This window comes from Streptomyces sp. DSM 40750 (assembly GCF_024612035.1).
In the GTDB taxonomy this organism is placed as follows: Bacteria; Actinomycetota; Actinomycetes; order Streptomycetales; family Streptomycetaceae; genus Streptomyces.
This window is the reverse complement of record NZ_CP102513.1, coordinates 11,129,425-11,148,954: the sequence shown is the minus strand read 5'-3', so window position 1 is coordinate 11,148,954 and position 19,530 is coordinate 11,129,425. Positions and strand designations below refer to the sequence as shown.

Below are 19,530 nucleotides of genomic sequence, written 5' to 3'. Positions count from 1 at the left end.
CGAGGACGCGCATCGACCTCGGGTAGGCTGCCCAGATCGATCGTCGCAGCCGTAAGACCCGCAGGGGCCGAACGGAACACGCATCCGCAGCGTCTGAGGAACATGAACGTGTCGCGCCAAGCCGCTGTACTGCTCCTGAGCGCCGGGCTGTTCCTCGGCTGCTCCTCCTCGTCCGACAGCCCAGGCACCGAGGGATACACCGGTCCTACCCTGCCCGCCCGGACCGTCACGGAGGGCAAGTGGCAGGAAGGGCCCGCAAAGCCCAAGCAGCACAAGCCGTATCAGTACGACATCTATACGCACTGCGGGATCAAGTGGGTTAAGTTCGGCGGCCGTTGGTGGGTCCTCGACTCCGTGTTCCCCGGTGTCGAGCAGGTCAAGGGGGAACCGCCCTCCCAGGAAAGCCAGAGACTCGCCGGCTACATGACCCTGATCGGGCCGGACACGGCCAACTTCGATGCGGCCGGGATGCCCACGATGCAATTCGTACCGACCGAGCACGAGCCGCCGGGCTGCGCCTGAAGCGTGGTGCCTGGTGCCTGGTGCCTGGTGCCTGGTGCCTGGTGCCTGGTGCCTGGTGCCTGGTGCCTGGTGCCTGGTGCCTGGTGCCGTGATCACACAGCCTGAACGGGGCAGTCTCCCTGTCCAACCATGCGGCCGAGGGCGAGGTTGTCCATGCCGACGACGGCCTGGACGGCGCGAGGCCGGCTGCGGCACCGGCGGCATCTCCAGCCCGGCCCCTCCAGAACGCGAGGTAGCCCGGGTAGTGAGGGTGTCGGGGTGGTCCGAGCCGAGGATCCGTAACTGGTCGGGCAGGAGTTCGGCGAGGTCGGCTGCGGCAGCGGCGGCGTCCCCTGCCTCGCCTCGCCATCGTGCGAGGTTGTGGCGGGTGGTGAGCGTGCCGGGGTGGTCCTCACCCAGCACCCGCACCACATGCTGCAGTAACTGGGCGAACTCGTCCGCGGCTCCGGCCGCATCTCCCGCTTCCCCCCGCCACCGGGCAAAGTTGCCCCGGGCGGTCAGAGTGTCGGGGTGGTCGGGGCCGAGGTGGGACGTGGTCGTGTCGGTGAGGTGCTGGTAGTGGCTGGTCGGTCTGGCTCTCGGTGTCCTGCTCCCCCGCCGCCGGCTTCGTGGCAGCGGTGGAATTCGCTGTGCCGTGTGCCGTCTTCTAATACGTGGTAAAGGCAATCGACTATTACGTCGTAAGGGCCATCGACCAGCTCAACGCCTTGCCGAGCCCCGGCTGACCCGCCCCACCGATCCGCACCGCCACACCGGGAAAGTGGAACACTGCGCTCACCCGACGCGACAACCGGGCCGTGGACCTGCCCCAGCGCCGAAAAAGGACCGCACCTCGCAACACAGAGTCCCCGTCAGCACACCAACGAGGACTCATGAACGTTCTGCGTTTGACGATGGCCCGCCACGGGGCTGCACTGGATTCATGGATGCTGCGCGACTCCGTTCTAGGGAGAGCAGCGATGACAACCATGGAAACGTTCAACCTTCTGCAGCCGTACAAGATCGCCGAGGAGACGTTCGTCATCCCGTGGGCCCTCGAGGCCCCGCCGGTCGGCCACTTCCCGATGAACTCGATGGTGATCCGCGGAGCAGAACCGGTCCTCGTGGACACCGGGGCGCCCGCAGTGCGCTCCCAGTGGCTGGAGGCAGCCTGGTCCGTCGTGGATCCCCTGGACGTACGGTGGATCTTCCTCACCCACGACGACCGCGACCACGCCGGCAACCTCCTGGCGGTCCTCGCCGAATGCCCGAACGCGACCCTGCTGACGACATGGTTCTCCATCGGCCGTATGGCCGAGGAGTGGGAGACCCCCGTCAATCGGTGCCGCTTCATGACCGACGGCGACACGATCGACGCGGGCGACCGCACCCTGGTCGCCAAACGACCGCCCCTGTACGACAACCCCACGACCCGCGCCCTCTTCGACCCCAAGACCAACGTCCTGTGGGCCGTCGACACCTTCGCCACGAACGTACCCACCCCGATGCCGGACGTAGCGGCGCTGTCCGCGGACGAATTCCACGACGGCCAATTCTTCGGCGGACGCCTGGTCTCGCCCTGGGTCGCGTTGCTGGACACCCAGAAGTTCGGGAGGGTCGTGGACGACTTCCAACGCCTGAACGCCGAGGTCATCGCTGGCTGCCACTGCCCGGTCCTCCGCGGAGCCCAGATCCCCGAGGCCTATGACCTCCTCCGCCAGCTCCCCGGAATCCCCCCGTGGGCAGAGTTCACCCAGGCCGACCTGGACCAGTGGATGGCGGTCGCCGAGAGCTCGGTACCACCGGAACAACCACGACCGTCGGGGACGTGACTGTGGCCGTGGCCCTCTAGGTGTGCTGTCCGACAGCTTGGTGACGCGGCTGGCAGGGGCAGGGCTGCAGGACGCTTTCCTCGGGCGTCCCGCAGCCGCTTTAGCCGCTCGGGGTTCCTCGGGTCGTGGGTGGGCAGAGGCAGCGCCGTTGGCCAGGTGGCCGGCCTCGGCAGGCCGCCAGGCGGGGCGTTCGCCAGCTCATGTCGCCAGGGCCAGCTGGCGGCGATCCGCAGGTGGAGCGGCGGCCTCCGCGGGTGATGCGGGCGGCTGGATGCAGCAGCCGGTAGCAAGGTGGCGCTGATCTGGAAGTGGCGGGAGGGGGAACGTCCGAAGTCGGTGGTCTTGCCACAGCTGATGCGGACCTCGACGCGGGCGCCCGCCCGGTGGGCGGACCTCCAGATGCTGCAGGGAGCCTTCGCCGGGAGGGGTGTCGGTGAGGAGGACCTGGTGGCGCATGCCCCCGTCCAGATCGAACGAGGACAATCGCTGCACGTGCCAGGTTCCCCACCACATCCCCAGCTCAAGAGGCACTTCCGCGTTTCCGCTCAGGATCCGGACGCCGAGCCGCAAGTGAAAGGCGGAGGTCAGGGCTAGTCCGCGATCTTCACCCACGCCAGGTAGGAGGCGCTTCCCAGGAAGGTGTTCCCCTCTTCCTGGATTTCGGACCCCCCTTCGACGCCGCCGAACAGCCTCGCCTGCACCCGGACCGTCTTCGACCCTTGCCCCGGGGTCACCTCGACGAGTCGGCGATCGCGCAGATCCGCGTGGTGACGTCGAAATACGCGGCCATGCGCCCCATCGCCACAACGACCGCCCCGTGGGCGTTGCCGCCCAACCGCTCTACGGTTCCCGCCCGGCCGCACGCACTAAAGCCGGAGATCTTGTGACGGAGCCTGCGTGGCATCGTTGACCGGGCATGATGCTGGGTGTGACGGCTGAGCAGATAGCCCGGGGGATGTCGGGCTGTCCTCATCCTCATTGACCGGTTCGTTAGGGTATGTGTTCAATCGGCCGGAGCCCCGGGCCGTGTTCGCGCAGTTCATTGCGGGGCTGCTGGCGGCGCTATCGAAGAAGAACGGCTGGACGCTGTCGGAGCATGCCGGGCACGTGACCGCGAAACCGGATGCAGTGGCTGCTCAACGGCTCGGTGGGGACGCCGACCGGCTGAGTGACGCGGTCCGCGATTACGTCATCACGCATCTGGGCGGCGAAGACGCCTCACCCGTCATCGATGACACCCGGGCTCAGAAGAAGGGCACCAAGTCGGTAGGGGTGACCTTCCAGCGCTGTGGGCTGACCAGCGATGCGCAACTGCCAGACCATCGCCACCAAGCCCGACCGGGCCATCACGATGCCCGAGCAGGCCCGCGCGACCCACGTGCCGTTCTCCTGGGTGCCGGCTGACGCCGGCTACGGCCGTGACCCGCAGCTTCGGGCCTGGTGCGACGGGCGGAAGGTGCCGTACGTGTTCGGCGTCCCGGTCGACCTCCCGATCGCCGGCCCGCCGGACAAGCCGCGCCAGCCGGCCGTGAAGCGCGCCGATGACTTGCTCCACTGCGCGAAGGTCCGTGACCAGTGGAACGCCGCTCCTGCGGCGACGGCGCCAAGGGCGAGCGTCTCTACGACTGGACGACCTTCGCCGTGCAGGTCAAAGACGAGAAACCGGCCGATGGCTTCACGCACTGGCTGGTGCTGCGACGGTCCCTGCACCCCGACCGACGCGGCAAGGACGGACAACTCCACTGCGAGATCGCCTACCTCCTCGTCCACATCCCCGCCGGCACCACGGTCCTGGGAACATCGCCAGGGCCGGTGGCCGCTGGCAGATCGAGGAGGACAACAAGATCAACAAGCAGCTCGTCGGCCTGACCCAGCCTCAGGTCCGCAAGTGGACCCCCCGGCACCGCCACGTCACTGCCTGCACGCCGGCCACCGCATTCCTCGCCGTCCTGCGTGCCGCCATCCCCGAACCCGACCCGGGGGTTGCCGGAGTTCAGGGTCAGACCGGCACGGCCGCCCTGCGGGGTGGTGGTGTTCAGCGCCGGGCTGCCACGGCTGCCGCGGCCGCGGCCAGGATTCGGTGCAGGACGGGGACCGGGATCGCCGGATTGGTGACCGCCGCGCATGCCGTGTCGCGGTCGTGCAGCAGCCCGGCAAGGACGCGGGCCGGCAGCCGCAGATTGCGCATCGCGGCCCCGCGGACGTGGGCCGCTGGGTCGTTCAGCAGCCGCACCGCGTCGGCCGGTGACAGCCGGGTGTCCTCGGCCGCGCGGCGGCGCACCTCGGCTTCTGGGTCGCGGGCGAGACGTGCGACGTCGGCAGGCGTGGACTCCGGATCGTCCAGAGCCAGGCGGCGCATTCGCTCACCGGGGTCGTCGGCGTAGCGCAGCAGGCCCGTAAGGGGGAAGTTGGGGTGGCTGCGGGGGCGGTCGGGGTGAGTGAAGCTGCCGTCCCACCAGCGCCAGACCTCCAGCAGCATCTCGGCCGGCGCGTCATCGCACGATTCGGCGAGGAACAGGCGGACCGTCCGGTCCTCGTCCCGCGCCAGACGCTCCACGACGTCCGGTGGAAGATGCCGGGCACGGGCCACGCTTCGGCGGATGAGCGGATGGGACGATACGGCGAGGCGGCGCATCGCGTCGGCGTCACCGTGCAGGCCCTCGACCCAGGGCAGAGTGCGCGACATCGACGTCGGGTCGAAGTCGTAGCGCACCTCGGCACGCTGCTCCTCGTCGAGGTCGGGCCGCAGTGCCACCGCCGAGCGGATGTCGTCGTATGGGTCCTCCGCCAGGACGGCGACGCTGTGTGCACTGAGCCGCGGGTTGGCGGCCAGCGCTCGGCGTACCTCTGCGTCCCCGTCCCGGACCAGCTCCATCTCCAGCTCGGGCGAGAGACGGCACTGTTCGAGCGCGCGCCGGGGCGCGGGCAGCGCGGCAAAGACCTCGCGAGGCATGGGGACGCCGGTGTGGTGGGCGAGCAGCGCCGCCGTACGCACCGTGTCGTCGGTGTCGGCCAGCAGCCGCGCCCGCAGCGGCGCGGCGAGGTCTTCCCACCGGGCGCAGGCAGTCGCCCGCACCCGGGGATCGGCGTCGGCCGCGAGGCTGGGGAGGTGGTGTGCGGGGAGCCCCGGGAGTTCGGCGGCCTGAGCGCGGGACGGGCCGGCGAGGAGGTCGTCGTAAAGGTCCCCGGGGAGTTCGACGCCCCAGGCGCAGGCATGCTCGGCCCAGAGCACGCGCCGGCTCGGCGACGGTTCGGCGCGGACCAGGCGTACCCACTGATCGGACGTGAGTTTGGGCCGGAAGGTGTCCGCGGGCCCCGAGCGCACCCGCGGATCGGGATGCGCCACGGCGGCGTCGAGTACGGCGGGCCGGTCGCAGCCGTGCAGGAATCCCGTCTCCACATCCAGCAGCCGGATCAGCAGCTCGTCCGGCGCGGCCGGATTGGACCCGATCCCCTCCGCCCAGTGCAAAGGCCATGCCGGCCGGCCGGGCACCGCTGCCCACACCTCGGCGCGCTCGACCTCCGTCTCGCGCCCGGCGGCCTCGGCGGCCTCCTCCAGCCGCTCCGGCAGTCGGTCGAGGGCCGTCACCCGAGGCCCGTCCGAGCCGGGCACCTCCGCCAGTAGCACCTGCCCGTCGAGGGAGAGCGCCACGAACCCGGGGTCGCCGGTCAGCCCCGGCACACCGCCGCCGGCGTAGCGGACCCGGGTCCACCAGGAGTCGTTGCCGCCGATCCGATGTCCGAGGACGGCCACCAGGAACTCGCCGTCGGCATCTGCGAGGCGGCGCCACCACGCGGCGTCGAGCGCCTCCCGGACCGCGCCGTCCGGCGCCGCGATCCCCCGCGCGATCCGCCAGCCGGCCTCCGGCGGGAACAGGCTGCCCGGGCGCATGTCCTCGACGACCGTGAGTCCGGCGCACGGGAGCAGTTCGTGGAGTTCCTCTCGGTGTTGCACGCGGTCATGATCCACGCCGACTCGCGGTGGGACAAGGCCCTCAGCCCAGGCGCAACCGGCCCTCACCCGCGTACACGTCATTGGCTGCGATGTCGTTCGGCCCCGCCCGGGCGGCTCGAGTTGGCCCCACTGGAAGGTCGATGTCGAGCACCTCCACATCCGCCTGCTGCGCGTACCGAAAGAGCCCGGCAGCCGCGCTGCAAGACCACGTCAACCCGGAAGCTCTGACCTGTACTGACTCTTGGGAAGCTGACGGCCCGAGGGCTGCGCAGCCCCTCGTCCAATGGGCCGGCTACGGGGCCGCGGCGCGGAAGAGTGCCAGGAGGGCCTGGGCCGGCGGGGCGTCCGCGTCGAAGAACTGCGTGCCGAGCGCGGGTGGCACGGCCGTTCCGTGCATACGGACTTCGTGGCATCTAAAACAGAACGCCGCCTCGAACAGTGCCAGGTCGAGGGAGTCCTCGTACGCCCGAACGCTCCAGCCCGGCGAGAAGCCGCAGCGATACTGTTCGCTGCCGGGCAGGTTCTCGATCAAGGTCAGGGCGTCGGCGGCCTCGCTCCCAGCCCAGTGGGCGACCGCCCTGCCGGGATATGAGGCGCTCTGCTTGCTCGGGAGGGCGGAGATCCTCACGACCTCGATCAGCACGGTGGCGGCAACGGCTTCGGCGGGGAGCTGCATACGCACAGTCTGCCCGCAGGGCCGGCAGCCTGCTCAGGCATGCCGTGAGAGGCACTCTGCCGTGCGAAGGCCCAGAGCGCAGAGCCCCAACAGGCCAGCTCCCTCGCTCACGTGGCTGCGAAGCTCTCAACGGGCTCTGGTCCGGTTGGGTGTGCTGTGGCCAACAGAGCTGCTCTGCGAACGAAGTACCGCCGCAGCTCGAAGATCGGACCGGTTCTGACCGTCCAGCCCTTCGACATCGAGGAAGCGGCCGTCGCGCTGGCCAACAGCACACCGTACGGGCTGGCCGACGGCCTGCAGACGACCGATGTGGCCCGCGCCCACCGGGTCGCCGTACGGTTTCAGGCCGACATCGTCTGGGTCAGCGACTGGGCAAGGCTCGACCCCGCCATCCCCTTCGGCGGCGTCAAGCAGTTCAAGCAGCCCGGCTATGGACGGGTATCCGGCCCGGAGGCGCTGGAGGCGTACACGAAGGTCAAGTCGGTGGTCATCTCCCTCGCGTGACAGGGCGGTTGAGACTGTGCGGCCCGATGATCAGGGGGTTCTCGTGACCATCGGGCCGCGGCGGTTACCGCCGATCGGGTCCTCCGACCGGCGGGGTCCGGGCGTCAGCGGACGCGTACGGGCAGACTGCTGAAGCCGCGAGTGATGTTGTTGAGGGCGCGGACGGGCTCCCCGTTCAGTTCGACGCGCTCCACGCGGGCGGCCAGCGCCTTCAGTACGGCGTGGGCTTCGAGACGGGCGAGTCCCTGGCCGGCGCAGGAGTGGTTGCCGAAGCCGAAGCCGAGATGGTCCACGGGGTTACGGTGCACGTCGAAACGGTCGGGGTCGGCGAAATGGCGCTCGTCCCGGTTGGCGGAGCCGTAGCTGTGCATCACACGGGCGCCCGCCGGAATCACGACGCCTTCGCCGAGGTCGACGTCGCGGGTGGTGACCCGGGAGAACACCTGGATCGGACTCTCCATCCGCACGATCTCGTTGAACGCTGCCGGAACGAGGGCGGGTTCACGGCGCAGGACGTCCCACTGCTCCGGGTCACGGGCGAAGAGCCAGACTCCGCTGGAGATCACGGAGACGGTGGTGTCGAACGCGGCGACGACGTAACCGGCGAGCAGCCCGGTGGCTCCCTCGACGGGTATCTCGCCCCGTTTGTGGGCCTCCAGCACTCCCCAGCCGAATCCGCCCGGCACGAGGTCCTCCTTGGCCACGACCTCGCTGAGGTATGCCATGAGCGCCTGCACCTTCGGGTCGGCGGCCGCGGTACGGGGGCCCGCCGGACCGCCGGAGTCGAACCATCCGGCCGCCATGTCCAGCAGTTCGTCGCGTCCCTTCTGCGGCCAGCCGATCAGATCCATGATCACGTGGATGGGGAGGTCCTGGGCGAGGTCGGTGACGGCGTCGAAACTGCCACGCTCGACGAGGCGGGCGGCGAGTTCCTCGGCCCGCCGGTCGATGTTCTCGGCCACCGACCGCAGGGCGCGCGGGGACAGTCGTTCGGTGAACAGCTTGCGCTGCTCGGTCTGGGTGGGCGGGTCCTGGTGGATCAGCGCACCGTCCCATGCCGAGTTGAAGTCGTCGTTGAGACCGATTCCCCGGGCGGAGGAGAACGTTCGCCAGTCGCCGAGGGCGGCCCGCACCTGCTCGTAGCGGCAGACGAACCACAGGTCGTGGCGGGTGAGATGCACAGCGGGCCCCAGGGCGCGCAGTTCCTTGTAGTGCGGGTAGGGGTCGTCGAGTGCCTCCTCGGTGAAAAGGTCCACCTCGGAGGCGGGATGAGCGGCTGTGGTCATCGTGATCTCCCTCGAACCGGTCCCGTGCGCGGCAGGCCGTACGCGGTTGAACCGCCGTTCGCGACGCGCACCGTGGAGACGATCGTCGGTGCCGGACGCCGACTCTCCCAGGGTGGTTCTACGGGGCGGCTACCCGATTCGCGCTCCGCCCGTGTGACCGTCCTGCCCCGCGTTCCGCTCGGCGGTGTCACGGCCGACGCGGGCCATCCAGACGGCTACCTGGGCCCGCGAGTTGACCCCGATCTTGTCGAAGAGACGCTCCACGTGGCCGTCCACCGTGCGCGGGGACAGGACGAGTTCGGCGGCGATGGCCTTGTTGGTCATCCCTCTGGTGATCAGCCGGGCCACCTCCTGCTCTCTGCGGGTCAGCGCCTGTTCCTCGCTCCGTTTCGGCGGTCCGCCCCGTTTCGGCGGTCCGCTCCGGACCGCCGGACCGGGGAGGCGGAGCGTGTCTGTGGGGCTGTGGCGGCCCTCGTCGAGGAGCGTGCCGAAGCGGCCGTCGCCCAGAGCGGCCCTGGTGTTCGCGCGGCACTGGGCCGAATGGTGGGAGAAGACCGGCCCGAACGCCTCGATCCCGGTGCCCAGGGAGTCCCACAGAGCGGTGGCCGCTCCCAAGAGCCGCGCCGCCTCGTCGTGGTGCGAGCGTGACTCGGCGATCCAGGCGAGGAGTTCGGCGTCCAGCGCCATGCCCAGCTGGTTGGCGGTGGGGGTCAGGGCCAGGGCTTCCCGCACCAGCCCGGCGGCGTCGGCGTTCCGGTCACCCGTCACCCAGTGGTCGAACGCGCATGCCCACATCGCCTCGGATCTGGCCCAGGTCTCGCCGCGCTCCCGTGCGAGACGGATCGCCTCGTCGCCGACGACCTGGGCCGAGGCACTGTCCCCGCTCATGGACAGCGCGACACTGCGCTGGAACAGCCCCCACAGCACCGCCGCGACGTCGTCCTGCGCCCGTATGAGTTCGATGCCCTCCTCAAAGAGCCGTGCGGCGCCGGACGGATCACCGGCGAACAGGGCGATACTGCCCGACAGGACCAGGACATGGCCGCGGAGGCGGTCGTCGTCGTACCGTTCAGCGATCGCGGCGCACTCCCGCAGCCGCCCGGCGGCCGCTCCCCCATCACCTTGCAGCAGCGCGATCCAGGCGGCGACCCAGAGGGCGTGCCCCCGGTCCGGCGTGAGTTCGGGGGCGGCCCGCAGGACCTGGTCGAGCCGTCGCCGGCCCTGGGCGAGCTGCTCGCCCACGGTCCAGTGGTACCGCAGCGCCACCACCAGGAGCAGGGCCGACGGGATCTCGCCGGGCTCGGAGAGTGACCAGTCGAGCGCGGAGGCGAGGTTGTCCCGCTCCAGGTTCAGGCGGGCGAGGTTCTCGCCCTGGCCTGGCCCGGGCCATGTCTCGCAGGCGTGGACCGCCAGGCCCAGGTAGTGGTCACGGTGACGTCGGCGCAGGTCGTGTTCGAGACCGCTGCCGGCGAGAATGCCGCGCCCGTAGTGGCGGATCGTCTCCAGCATGCGGTAGCGGGCCTGCGGCAGTTGCGGGCGCGCCGACACCACGGACTTCGCCACCAGACCGTCGACCAGATCGATCACGTCCGCGGCGTCGATACCGGTGCCCGGGCCCGCGCAGATGCCCTCGACGGCCGCCAGGTCGAACTCGGCGGGGAAGACCGACAGCCCCGCCCACAGCAGCCTTTCCTGCTCCGAGCACAGGTCGTAGCTCCACTCCATCAGTGCCCGCAGCGTTTGCTGCCGTGACACCGCCGCGGGACTGCCCAGGGTGAGCAGCAGGAAACGGTCGTCGAGCCGGTCGGCGACCTGCTCGACGGACAGGGACCGCAGCCTGGTGGCGGCCAACTCGATCGCGAGCGGAAGACCGTCCAGCCGGGCGCACAACCGCGCCACCGCCGCGCGGTTGTCATCGCGCACACCGAAGCCCGGCTGGACCGCCGTCGCCCGGTCGACGAACAGCGCCACGGACTCGTACGTCACGAGCGCCTCGGCGGACGGGGCACCGGCGGGTACGGGCAGTGGATCCACGATGCGGACGTGTTCGCCCGGAACCCCCAACGGCTGGCGGCTGGTGGCCAGTACGCGTAGGCCGGGCGCGCGGCGCAGCAGATGGTCGACGAGCCCGGCGCAGGCCACCGCCAGGTGCTCGCAGTTGTCCAGGACAAGCAGAAGCCGCCGGTCCGCCAGGTGGTCGGCCAGTTGCTCCTTCGCCGCCCGCAGGGACTGGTCCTTGACACCCAGGGCCACCATGACGGCGTCCGCGAGCCTGTCCGGGTCATCGACGGCCGCCAGGTCGGCGAACCATACGCCGTGCGGAAACGCCCGCCGGGCAAGCTCGGCGGCCCGCACGGCGAGGCGGGTCTTGCCCACTCCGCCCGGGCCGGTCAGCGTCAGCAGACGTGTGGTCTCCAACCACCGTCTGACGTCGCCCAGTTCCTGTCGGCGGCCCACGAAACTGCTGGCGATGACCGGCAGGTTGCCGGGGGGCCGCGCTGCCCTCCGCTCGTCCATGACGCAAGCCACCTTGGCATCGCCCGCCGGAATCTTCGAGACCCCGGTAGCGGGCTTCCCTGCCGAACGGCCCTGTTCGAGACGAATGACGTACGTCTCACCAGGACTTCTGCGGGCAGGACGGTCGCCGTTCGTCGCCCGGTGGACGCGGATCGGGTGGTGCGTCGGGTAATACACCCCTCCGGTCCCGGGTGGTGCGCTGACACGGTCGCTCCGACACGTGACACGAGCCCGGACGGACGCCCGTACGTCCCAGGGGCGCCCCACGAACCCGGAGGGTCGAAGATGCCCACGACAACCACCGCTGCCGTGCTGGAGGCGCCCGGTCAGCCGTTCGCCTTCCACCAGGTCGAGCTCGACGACCTCAGGGCGGACGAGGTGCTGGTCCGCATGGTGGCCGCCGGTCTGTGCCACACCGATCTCAGTGTCCAGGCCGGCCACATCCCCTTCCCACTGCCCGGTGTGATCGGCCACGAGGGTGCCGGTGTCGTCGAAGCGGTCGGTTCCGCGGTGACCCGTGTCGCGCCCGGCGACTCGGTCGCCCTGTCCTTCACCTCGTGCGGGCGGTGCGGCCAGTGCCGCGGTGGGCATCCGGCGTACTGCGCGACGTGGCTGCCCGCCAACATCTTCAACAACGGCACCCGCGCCGACGGAAGCGCCACCCTCCGCCGCGGCGGCACCGTGCTCGGCGGGCGCTTCTTCGGCCAGTCCTCGCTCAGCGCGAAGGCCGTCGTCGACGAGCGCAGTGTCGTCAAGGTCGGCAGCGACCTCCCTCTCCACTTGGTCGCGCCCCTGGGCTGCGGCATCCAGACCGGCGCCGGCACGGTGCTGAACGTCCTGCGGCCCGAACCGGGCAGCACACTGGCCGTGTTCGGCACGGGCGCCGTCGGCCTCGCCGCGATCGCCGCGGCGGCGCTGACTCCGCTGTCGGCCGTCATCGCCGTCGACCTGGTCGACCACCGTCTCGATGTGGCGCTCGGCCTGGGAGCGACCCACCGCGTCAACGCGGGGACCGAGGACATCGCGAAAGCGCTGGCCGGGATCACGGACGGTGCCGGACTGGACTACGCCATCGACACCACCGCGAACATGAGTGTCCTGCGTACGGCGGTCGACGCGCTCGGCACGCTCGGACGTGCCGCCGCCATCGGCGCCACGACGCCCGGTACCGAACTCGCGCTCGATTACCAGGGCCTGCTGGTAGGACGTTCGATCGTCGGGGTCACCGAGGGGGACGCCGATCCCGAGTCGCTCATCCCCCTGCTCGCCGGCCTCTACCGGCAGGACCGGCTTCCGCTGGACGCAATCGTCAGGACCTACCCGTTCAGCGAGATCAACCAGGCGGTCGCGGACGCCCGGGACGGCACGGCGATCAAGCCCGTCCTCCTGTTCGACGCCGTCTGACCGTTCTTTCTCGCACGACAAGGAGTGACATGAGCCGCATCCTTCCCCCCGGCGTCAGCGACGAGGACTTCACCGCCGCCATCGAGGAGTTCCGCCGGGCCGTGGGCGACGAGTTCGTCCGCATCGACGAGGCGGACCTGGCCGGCTTCCGCGACCCGTACCCCGTCGGCGACGCCGAGGCGCACCTCGCCTCGGCGGTGGTCTCCCCGAGAGACACCGAACAGGTGCAGGAGGTCGTCCGCATCGCCAACCGCTACGGAGTCCCGCTCTCAGTCATCTCGACCGGCAAGAACAACGGTTACGGCGGCTCGGCGCCGCGGCTGTCGGGTGCCGTGGTGGTCAATACCGGCGAGCGGATGAACCGCGTTCTCGACGTCGACGAGAAGCTCGGCTACGCCCTGCTCGAACCCGGCGTCACCTACTTCGACCTCTACGAGTACCTGGAGGCCAACGCACCCAGCCTGATGATCGACTGCCCCGACCTCGGCTGGGGCAGCGTCGTCGGCAACGCCCTCGACCGCGGCGCCGGTTACACCCCCTACGGTGATCACTTCATGTGGCAGACCGGCATGGAGGTCGTACTGCCACAGGGCGATGTCATGCGCACCGGGATGGGCGCCATACCGGGCAACACGACATGGCAACTGATCCCGTACGGCTTCGGCCCGTACCCGGACGGCATGTTCACGCAGTCCAATCTGGGCGTCGTGACCAAGATGGGCATCGCGCTCATGCAGAAGCCGCCCGCGTCGCTGACCTACCGGATCACCTTCGAGAACGAGAGCGACCTCGAACAGATCGTCGACATCATGCTGCCGTTGCGCATCAACATGGCGCCGTTGCAGAACGTCCCCGTGCTGCGCAACATCATCCTCGACGCCGCGGCGGTCTCCAGGCGCGCCGACTGGTACGACGGCGACGGCCCGCTGCCGCCCGAGGTGATCGAGCGGATGAAGAAGGAACTCGGCCTCGGCTACTGGAACTTCTACGGCACCCTGTACGGCCCGCTGCAGCTGATCGAGATGAACTACGGAATCATCAAGGAAGCCTTCGGGCAGGTGCCCGGCGCGCGCTTCCACACTCACGAGGAACGCCACGACCGCGGTGCCCATGTCCTGCACGACCGGCACAAGATCAACAACGGCATTCCGAGCCTCAGCGAACTACAGGTGCTGGACTGGCTCCCCAACGGCGGCCACGTGGGCTTCTCCCCGATCTCCCCGCCGGTGGGCCGGGACGCGATGAAGCAGTTCCGGATGGTGCGTTCACGCGCGGACGAGTACGCCAAGGACTACGCCGCCCAATTCGTCGTCGGCCTCCGGGAGATGCACCACATCGCACTGCTGCTGTTCGACACGAAGGACGCCACGGCGCGGGCCGAGACCCTGACCCTCACCCGGCTGCTCATCGACGAGGCGGCCGCCGAGGGATACGGCGAGTACCGCACCCACAACGCCCTCATGGACCAGGTCATGAGCACTTACAGCTGGGGCGACAGCGCCTTGCTGAAGTTCCACGAAGCCGTCAAGGACGCCCTTGACCCCAACGGCATCATCGCCCCCGGCAAGTCCGGCGTCTGGCCGGCACGTTACCGAGGAGCGGGTCTGTGAACCATGCGCGAACCGGCGGGCTGCCGATGGCGCGACCCGACTGATGTTCACCCGGAACAAGTCACCCCGTGGAGATGCGCGGAATGGAGCGGCTCTTGGCGAGATACGCGGCCTGGGCCCCCTTCCTGGTGCCGAGCGATCCGACCCGACGGCGTATACCTCCAGATCGGCCGTCAAGGGCACCTCTACCAGCATCCCTCAGGCCTCGGGCACGGCCGGCGCCGCCGCCATCGTGATCCGGGACAGGGCCTCGGCATGGTCGCCTGACGTCCGCTTTGTCATCAGGCGAGGCCGAGGAGGGCCACCGGTACCGAGAAGCGCTCGCGCACATGCGCACAGTTGGTGTCCCGCGCCGACCGCCAGCCGGGCCGGTTGTCGTTGCCGCGTTGATGGGCGCGGAAGATGCCAGTCAGCACCCACAGCACCGGCTTGCCGCTCTGCAGGTGTTGGTTGTACAGATCGGTGACGAGCCCCGGCTCGCCCGCCGTGAGGGTCGCGGTTCCCTGGGTCACATAGATGAAGCGAATGCCCGAGTAGTCAACTGCCTCTGAAAGTCAGCAGATTGTGCCAGTGAGCAGCGTGTAGTGTCCCGTTGCGTGCTGCCTGAACGACGACACCAACTCATCTTGCGGGCCCTGCGTTCCGGCGGCACCGCCTCCGTGACCGACCTCGCCGAGCAGCTTGACTCCAGCGCGGCGACCATCCGCCGTGACCTCCTCAAGTTGGAGGCAGACGGGCTGCTCACCCGTGTCCATGGTGGAGCGGTCATCGATGAGGAGCGAACTCCCTTCAACGATGCCGCCGAGGTTCTGGTGGCGGAGAAGGACACCATTGCCGCCCAAGCGGCCACGATGATCGAGGACGGCCAGTCGATCATTCTCGACAGCGGCACAACGGTCCACCGGCTGGCACTTCAACTGCACGGTCGCCGACTTACCGTGATCACCAACAACCTCGCCGTGTATGACGAGCTCATCGGCGACGAGAACATCGACCTGATGCTGCTCGGAGGCATGGTCATCCGTGAGTCACGCATGCTGGACGGTTTCATGGCGGAGGACAACCTCCGCCAGGTTCACGCCGACTGGTTGTTCATGGGTGCTTGTGGCCTCCGCCCCGGGGGCCAGGTCATGGACACCACCGTGGCCGAGGTGCCCGCCCGACGCGCCATGATTGCCGCCGGCGACAAGGTGGTGCTCCTGGCTGACAAGAGCAAGTTTCCGGGAACCGGCATGGTGAAGATCTGCGGCCCCGAGGACTTGGACGCGCTTGTCACCAACGCACCGGAAGACGAAGCGACCTGTATGGCCCTGCGCGAGGCCGGCGTGAAAGTAATAGCGACGGCTCCGGCCGCAGGCGACGGCTAACAAAGCGACAAGGTTGATGGGCGGGTGCCAGGTGATCGGTTCGTCGTGCATGCGGTGGCCGGCGAGGAAGGCTCGCCTCGGCTACCCGGTGCACGCCACCCAGGGCACCGCCGGCTACCGGCTCGGCGCCGGCGCCAAACTGCCCCCGCTGCTGCTCGACGACAATGAGGCCATCGCCGTCGCGATCGGGCTGCGCACCGCGGCCGGCGGCTCGGTCATCGGGATCGAGGAGTCCTCCCTGCGCGCACTCACCAAGCTGGAGCAGGTGTTGCCATCCCGGCTGCGGCACCGTGTGCACACCCTGAACACCGCTACCGTCCGGGCCGGCGCCGTCCCAGCCCCCAAAGTCTCCGCGGACACCCTCATGGCCATTGCCGAGGCGTGCCGCCAACGTGAGCGGCTGCGCTTCGACTACATCAGCCCCCGCCGCGGCCCAAGCATCCGCTCGGTCGAGCCACACAGCCTGATCAGCTTCGAACGCCACTGGTACCTGGTCGCCTGGGACACCGACCGCACCGACTGGCGCACCTTCCGTGTCGACCGGCTCACCCCACGCACTCCGGCCGGCCCGCAGTTCCCCCCCCCGCGCGAACTCCCCGACGGCGACGTGGCCACCTATCTGGCCCACCAACTGTCGTCGCAGACGTGGCCCTTCCAGGCCACCATCACTCTGCACGAGCCCGCCGTAGCGGTTGCCGACCGCGTCTGGCCCGGCATGGGCGTCATCGAACCCGTCGACGGCCACAGCTGTCTGCTGCACCTGGGCGCCGACACCCCCCGCGACCTCGCGTGGATGATCACCTCGGTCGACGCCGACTTCACCCTCACCCACGCCCCACCGGAACTTGCCGACGCCCTGCGCACCCAAGGCGCCCGCTGCCTGAACGCCGTACGAGAGGTAGAGGTATAGGTCCCCCCATCCCATGCGGAGCCCGGTTCAAGAACACCGTCCGCCCAGGTACGGGCCGCTCTCGGGCGAGTCCGGACAACAAGCTCCGCGCTGGCCAGCGCCCCGATTGGATGGGGAACGACGGTGAGCAGCTCGGGGGAGCTTCCTGAGCAGCGCGTGGGGACTTTCAAGGTTCTGGCCCCGGCTCCGTGAACCACAGCGCCTGGTGCGCCGGCAGAGACAGATGCGCCGATCGCCCCGTCTCCCGACCGTAGGGCATGCTCTGTTGCGGTGAGTGATCGTGGAAGGTCAGCCGGTCCGGCACCGGGACGAGGCGCCCGGCGGCGACGTCGCCCGACGGCAACAGGGCGGTGACGACGGTGACGTAGACCGGGAACGTGACGACCACGACCACGGCGCCCAGCCACAACCAGCGCAGTGCGGAACCGGCAGCAAGTGCGCCCACCGCCGGCTCCGCGACGAGTGTGTGCGGCAGCCGCGACGACCCGGGCAGCCCTCGGCATGGCAATGGGGACGTCACCCACTTCGCCACGTCGCCCTGGCCAAGGTGACCTTGGTCGGGAAACATGGAAAGCGGGGGACGGTCATGGAGTCGGTCTCTGCCGTGATGGTGGCCGCTGAAGTCAGCCATTCCGGGCTTCGCTCAACGGTCGAAGTCGTCGTGTGAAGCCCGATTGAGGGCTCAGGCAGGCCGGTGGTGTGGGTCTGAAGCCGTGACGTGGGCCAACTTCAGTTCGTTGACGCCCGCACCGCGTCGTCCCAGGCGTGGGGGCTGCGGTAGTGGTTCCGGTGGCCTGCGACGAGCACGGACCGGAGTTCTGGGAGATTCGGGGTGTCCGCGGGCAGTTGCAGCCGCGCGAGGAGAGCGAGTGCGGCCGTCGGCTCCAGGTCGCCGTAGACGTCGTGGTAGCCGGCCAGCAGGCCCTTGAAGAGCGGCACATGCAGTGCGGGGAGCCGTACGACGGTGTCGTACACCTTCTGCTTCACGAGCCAGGGCACGGGCCCCGAGCAGGCCAGAACCCGGCTGGCACGGCGGAGTGGGGCGTCCGACCCCTCCGCCACGACGTGATCGATGTCGTTCCCAAGGACCTCGGCGAAGGCCGTCGCGGCGGTCTCGCGATCCTCAAACCAGTCGACCCAGAGGGAGTAGCTGACGGCCTCGGCATCCCGATCCGCCTCCAGTCGTCGGCGATAGCCGCCCCAAAGAACGTCGGCGGGCAGCGGCCCTTGCGAACCCCGGTCCGCGAACCGGATCTCGCACGTCACCCAGTAGTCGTCGAGAAGATCCAGCATCCCGAAGGCCAGCCGCGCCTGCTCGGCCACGTCCATGCTCTCGTCGGTGAACACCTCGCCGGCCCAGGAATGCGCGATCTCGTTCGCGGTGAACGGCCGCTCCGGCCCTTCGACGCCGACCCACCTGTCACCGACCTCGACCACGCCCCGCTCGGCGAGCCAACGCCTCGCGTCCTCTTGAGCTTGCGTCTCCATACGGAAAGTATGACAAGCCGTGGGGTAGTGTCCGGCCGCTATCTGTGACTCCCAAACTCATAGACACTGATCATGGCAGCGGCACGCGAAGCGCCTCCCGAAGTCGTCAACAAATGGCTCCCGTTCTCGGGTCCGCAGCCAGGCCCTCGCCGTCCAGGCGCTCACGGCAGACTTCGCCCATCGTTCCGCCGACGCCGCGGTGAGGATGGCCTGCGACCCCTTCAGCTCCGAGAGGGATCGTCTCGATGCTGCCACCAGGCTCGGACTCATAGGCTCCGCGACCGTCATGGTCACCCTCCTCCCCGGATCAGCGGAACCGCGCACCACCCGGATCGGCGGCCACGCCGTCGCCCTGGTGTCCGGAACGCCGGTCCCGCCACCGGATTTGCGGTCCGGGACGGCCATCGCCCCGGAACCGGCGCACCTGCCGGTCGCCTTGGAGAAGGCCCGGGTCGGAACGCGGTCGTAGTGGTGGCAGAGGGCGGTGCTGAGCCGGGCCAGTGCCCAGGCGGTGGCATCCTCGGGGGTCATGCCGTCGCGCCCTTCGGGGTGATGGTGTCGGGGCTGGTGCGGGTCTTGAGGACGAAGTCGAACTCCGTCGTCCGGTAGGGGCCCTGGAAGCCGGCTTCGGCGATGTCCTTGGGGTCCTCGTGCAGGACGGTGTGGGCCTGCAGAGCGGGAGGGGCCAGGGTGCCGCCGACGAAGTCGACCGGGATGACGGGGTCTCCCCTGAAATAGATCTCGCCGCGCCAGGGGGTGATCAGGTCGGGGTGGTGGACCTCGTAGTGGATGTGGGCCGGGCGGTAGAGGCTGCGGCCGAGGGCCGCGACGGCTGTGGTGACCTCGTCGATCGCAGTGATGTGGGGTCGGCGTAGGCGACGGGGGTGATGGTGGTGAAGGTGTAGCGGCCGTCGGCGTCGGTGAGGAGATGTCCGCGCAGGTTGTACTTGGGTACTCCGTCGTCGTACAGCGCTGAGTAGTTGCCGTTGTTGGCCGCGTGGTAGATGTCCAGCTTGGCGCCTGCGAGTGGCTGACCGTGGCCGTCCAGAATGCGGCCGGAGACGATCAGCGGGGTGCCGGGTTCGTCGGGGCGCATCGGCAGGGTTCCCGGGTTGTCGATGCACGGTGAATCGGCGATGTAGGTGGGGCTGTTGACGTCTTCGGAGGGGGTGTAGCCGTCGCGGCCGCCCTGGAAGACCTCGCTGTACAGCGGCATGGCGGCCAACGCCAGCGGGGCGCCGGTGGCCGCCTGGACCTTCTGCAGAAGGTCGGTGTCCGCGTTGAGGGCGTCGAAGGTCGGTCCCTCCTCGTCGCGCATGCGGGCCAGAGCGTTCTTGAATGCGTTCACGAGACGGACCGCGCGTGGGTTGATCAGTGCCGGGTCGACGTAGGACGGATCGGTGGTCGTGGTCATGCCTGTCTCCTCCTTGGGGGTGGGACTCGCTGATGCGGACATCAGTCGGCCTGGAGCGAAAACACG

General features: G+C 69.4%; 17 protein-coding genes and 3 pseudogenes. 9 read left to right on the top strand and 11 right to left on the bottom strand.

Translation table 11 applies throughout. The features are described 5' to 3' along the window. Positions 1-102 precede the first annotated feature (102 nt). A complete protein-coding gene (locus JIX55_RS48840) occupies positions 103-522 on the top strand; it encodes a hypothetical protein (RefSeq protein WP_257561459.1) in 420 nt (139 codons plus the stop codon). Positions 523-834: 312 nt separating this feature from the next. On the opposite strand, the pseudogene JIX55_RS48835 reads toward JIX55_RS48840, so the two are convergent. Further along, positions 835-924, bottom strand: a pseudogene (locus tag JIX55_RS48835) (tetratricopeptide repeat protein); the annotation flags it as partial. A 557-nt stretch (positions 925-1,481) separates the two neighbouring features. Here JIX55_RS48835 and JIX55_RS48830 point away from each other — a divergent pair. Continuing rightward, on the top strand, positions 1,482-2,333 hold the full coding sequence (locus JIX55_RS48830; RefSeq protein WP_257561461.1) for an MBL fold metallo-hydrolase: 852 nt from the start codon (positions 1,482-1,484) through the stop codon (positions 2,331-2,333). Between the two features lie 128 nt (positions 2,334-2,461). Here the strand turns inward: JIX55_RS48830 and JIX55_RS51750 are convergent. After that, positions 2,462-2,819: pseudogene (locus JIX55_RS51750) on the bottom strand (IS1380 family transposase); the annotation flags it as partial. A gap of 540 nt (positions 2,820-3,359) precedes the next feature. Here JIX55_RS51750 and JIX55_RS48820 point away from each other — a divergent pair. Together JIX55_RS48820 and JIX55_RS48815 are read left to right on the top strand one after the other, a co-directional pair. Continuing rightward, positions 3,360-3,737 carry a transposase gene (locus JIX55_RS48820; protein WP_443046343.1) on the top strand — a complete coding sequence of 126 codons (378 nt, stop codon included), beginning with the start codon at positions 3,360-3,362 and terminating at the stop codon, positions 3,735-3,737. A 171-nt stretch (positions 3,738-3,908) separates the two neighbouring features. After that, entirely contained in the window at positions 3,909-4,202 is a 294-nt protein-coding gene (locus JIX55_RS48815; RefSeq protein ID WP_257561462.1) for a hypothetical protein, read from the top strand. 166 nt (positions 4,203-4,368) lie between these two features. On the opposite strand, the gene JIX55_RS48810 is transcribed toward JIX55_RS48815, so the two are convergent. Beyond that, on the bottom strand, positions 4,369-6,288 hold the full coding sequence (locus JIX55_RS48810) for a hypothetical protein (protein ID WP_257561463.1): 1,920 nt from the start codon (positions 6,286-6,288) through the stop codon (positions 4,369-4,371). Between the two features lie 292 nt (positions 6,289-6,580). Beyond that, positions 6,581-6,964, bottom strand: coding sequence for a hypothetical protein (locus JIX55_RS48805; RefSeq protein ID WP_257561464.1), 384 nt, complete (start codon positions 6,962-6,964; stop codon positions 6,581-6,583). 207 nt (positions 6,965-7,171) lie between these two features. On the opposite strand from JIX55_RS48805, the pseudogene JIX55_RS48800 reads away from it, so the two are divergent. After that, positions 7,172-7,468: pseudogene (locus JIX55_RS48800) on the top strand (aldehyde dehydrogenase family protein); the annotation flags it as partial. Between the two features lie 104 nt (positions 7,469-7,572). Here the strand turns inward: JIX55_RS48800 and JIX55_RS48795 are convergent. Both JIX55_RS48795 and JIX55_RS48790 read right to left on the bottom strand, forming a co-directional pair. Further along, positions 7,573-8,754, bottom strand: coding sequence for a cytochrome P450 (locus tag JIX55_RS48795; protein WP_257561465.1), 1,182 nt, complete (start codon positions 8,752-8,754; stop codon positions 7,573-7,575). Between the two features lie 129 nt (positions 8,755-8,883). Continuing rightward, positions 8,884-11,271 carry an ATP-binding protein gene (locus tag JIX55_RS48790; RefSeq protein ID WP_257561466.1) on the bottom strand — a complete coding sequence of 796 codons (2,388 nt, stop codon included), beginning with the start codon at positions 11,269-11,271 and terminating at the stop codon, positions 8,884-8,886. Between the two features lie 285 nt (positions 11,272-11,556). On the opposite strand from JIX55_RS48790, the gene JIX55_RS48785 reads away from it, so the two are divergent. Continuing rightward, positions 11,557-12,675 carry an NAD(P)-dependent alcohol dehydrogenase gene (locus JIX55_RS48785; RefSeq protein WP_257561467.1) on the top strand — a complete coding sequence of 373 codons (1,119 nt, stop codon included), beginning with the start codon at positions 11,557-11,559 and terminating at the stop codon, positions 12,673-12,675. Positions 12,676-12,704: 29 nt separating this feature from the next. Next, positions 12,705-14,285 carry an FAD-binding oxidoreductase gene (locus tag JIX55_RS48780; RefSeq protein ID WP_257561468.1) on the top strand — a complete coding sequence of 527 codons (1,581 nt, stop codon included), beginning with the start codon at positions 12,705-12,707 and terminating at the stop codon, positions 14,283-14,285. Between the two features lie 281 nt (positions 14,286-14,566). On the opposite strand, the gene JIX55_RS48775 is transcribed toward JIX55_RS48780, so the two are convergent. Next, positions 14,567-14,797: a hypothetical protein gene (locus JIX55_RS48775; RefSeq protein ID WP_257561469.1), complete on the bottom strand. Its 231-nt coding sequence runs from the start codon at positions 14,795-14,797 to the stop codon at positions 14,567-14,569. A gap of 84 nt (positions 14,798-14,881) precedes the next feature. Between JIX55_RS48775 and JIX55_RS48770 the strand changes: the two genes are divergently transcribed. Together JIX55_RS48770 and JIX55_RS48765 are read left to right on the top strand one after the other, a co-directional pair. Beyond that, positions 14,882-15,652: a DeoR/GlpR family DNA-binding transcription regulator gene (locus JIX55_RS48770; protein ID WP_257561470.1), complete on the top strand. Its 771-nt coding sequence runs from the start codon at positions 14,882-14,884 to the stop codon at positions 15,650-15,652. 49 nt (positions 15,653-15,701) lie between these two features. After that, a complete protein-coding gene (locus JIX55_RS48765; RefSeq protein WP_257561471.1) occupies positions 15,702-16,562 on the top strand; it encodes a helix-turn-helix transcriptional regulator in 861 nt (286 codons plus the stop codon). 166 nt (positions 16,563-16,728) lie between these two features. Here the strand turns inward: JIX55_RS48765 and JIX55_RS48760 are convergent, their stop codons facing one another. The 4 genes from JIX55_RS48760 to JIX55_RS48750 all read right to left on the bottom strand — a co-directional run bounded on the left by JIX55_RS48760 (position 16,729) and on the right by JIX55_RS48750 (position 19,464). Continuing rightward, complete coding sequence (locus JIX55_RS48760) at positions 16,729-17,007, bottom strand: hypothetical protein (protein WP_257561472.1); 279 nt, start codon at positions 17,005-17,007, stop codon at positions 16,729-16,731. A 284-nt stretch (positions 17,008-17,291) separates the two neighbouring features. Then, complete coding sequence (locus JIX55_RS48755; RefSeq protein WP_257561473.1) at positions 17,292-18,050, bottom strand: hypothetical protein; 759 nt, start codon at positions 18,048-18,050, stop codon at positions 17,292-17,294. Positions 18,051-18,577: 527 nt separating this feature from the next. Beyond that, on the bottom strand, positions 18,578-18,841 hold the full coding sequence (locus JIX55_RS51745; protein ID WP_443046765.1) for a hypothetical protein: 264 nt from the start codon (positions 18,839-18,841) through the stop codon (positions 18,578-18,580). After that, positions 18,811-19,464 (bottom strand): dioxygenase family protein, encoded by a 654-nt coding sequence (locus tag JIX55_RS48750; protein WP_257561474.1) that lies wholly within the window; start codon positions 19,462-19,464, stop codon positions 18,811-18,813. The genes JIX55_RS51745 and JIX55_RS48750 overlap by 31 nt, the downstream gene beginning before the upstream one ends. Between the last annotated feature and the right edge of the window lie 66 nt (positions 19,465-19,530).

What these genes read in the sequence shown, in the direction of transcription:
- JIX55_RS48840 (WP_257561459.1), top strand. Translation starts at nt 103, where the DNA reads ATGAACGTGTCGCGCCAAGCCGCTGTACTGCTCCTGAGCGCCGGGCTG.
- JIX55_RS48830 (WP_257561461.1), top strand. Translation starts at nt 1,482, where the DNA reads ATGACAACCATGGAAACGTTCAACCTTCTGCAGCCGTACAAGATCGCC.
- JIX55_RS48805 (WP_257561464.1), bottom strand. Translation starts at nt 6,964, where the DNA reads ATGCAGCTCCCCGCCGAAGCCGTTGCCGCCACCGTGCTGATCGAGGTC.
- JIX55_RS48795 (WP_257561465.1), bottom strand. Translation starts at nt 8,754, where the DNA reads ATGACCACAGCCGCTCATCCCGCCTCCGAGGTGGACCTTTTCACCGAG.
- JIX55_RS48790 (WP_257561466.1), bottom strand. Translation starts at nt 11,271, where the DNA reads ATGGACGAGCGGAGGGCAGCGCGGCCCCCCGGCAACCTGCCGGTCATC.
- JIX55_RS48785 (WP_257561467.1), top strand. Translation starts at nt 11,557, where the DNA reads ATGCCCACGACAACCACCGCTGCCGTGCTGGAGGCGCCCGGTCAGCCG.
- JIX55_RS48780 (WP_257561468.1), top strand. Translation starts at nt 12,705, where the DNA reads ATGAGCCGCATCCTTCCCCCCGGCGTCAGCGACGAGGACTTCACCGCC.
- JIX55_RS48765 (WP_257561471.1), top strand. Translation starts at nt 15,702, where the DNA reads ATGCGGTGGCCGGCGAGGAAGGCTCGCCTCGGCTACCCGGTGCACGCC.
- JIX55_RS48755 (WP_257561473.1), bottom strand. Translation starts at nt 18,050, where the DNA reads ATGGAGACGCAAGCTCAAGAGGACGCGAGGCGTTGGCTCGCCGAGCGG.
- JIX55_RS48750 (WP_257561474.1), bottom strand. Translation starts at nt 19,464, where the DNA reads ATGACCACGACCACCGATCCGTCCTACGTCGACCCGGCACTGATCAAC.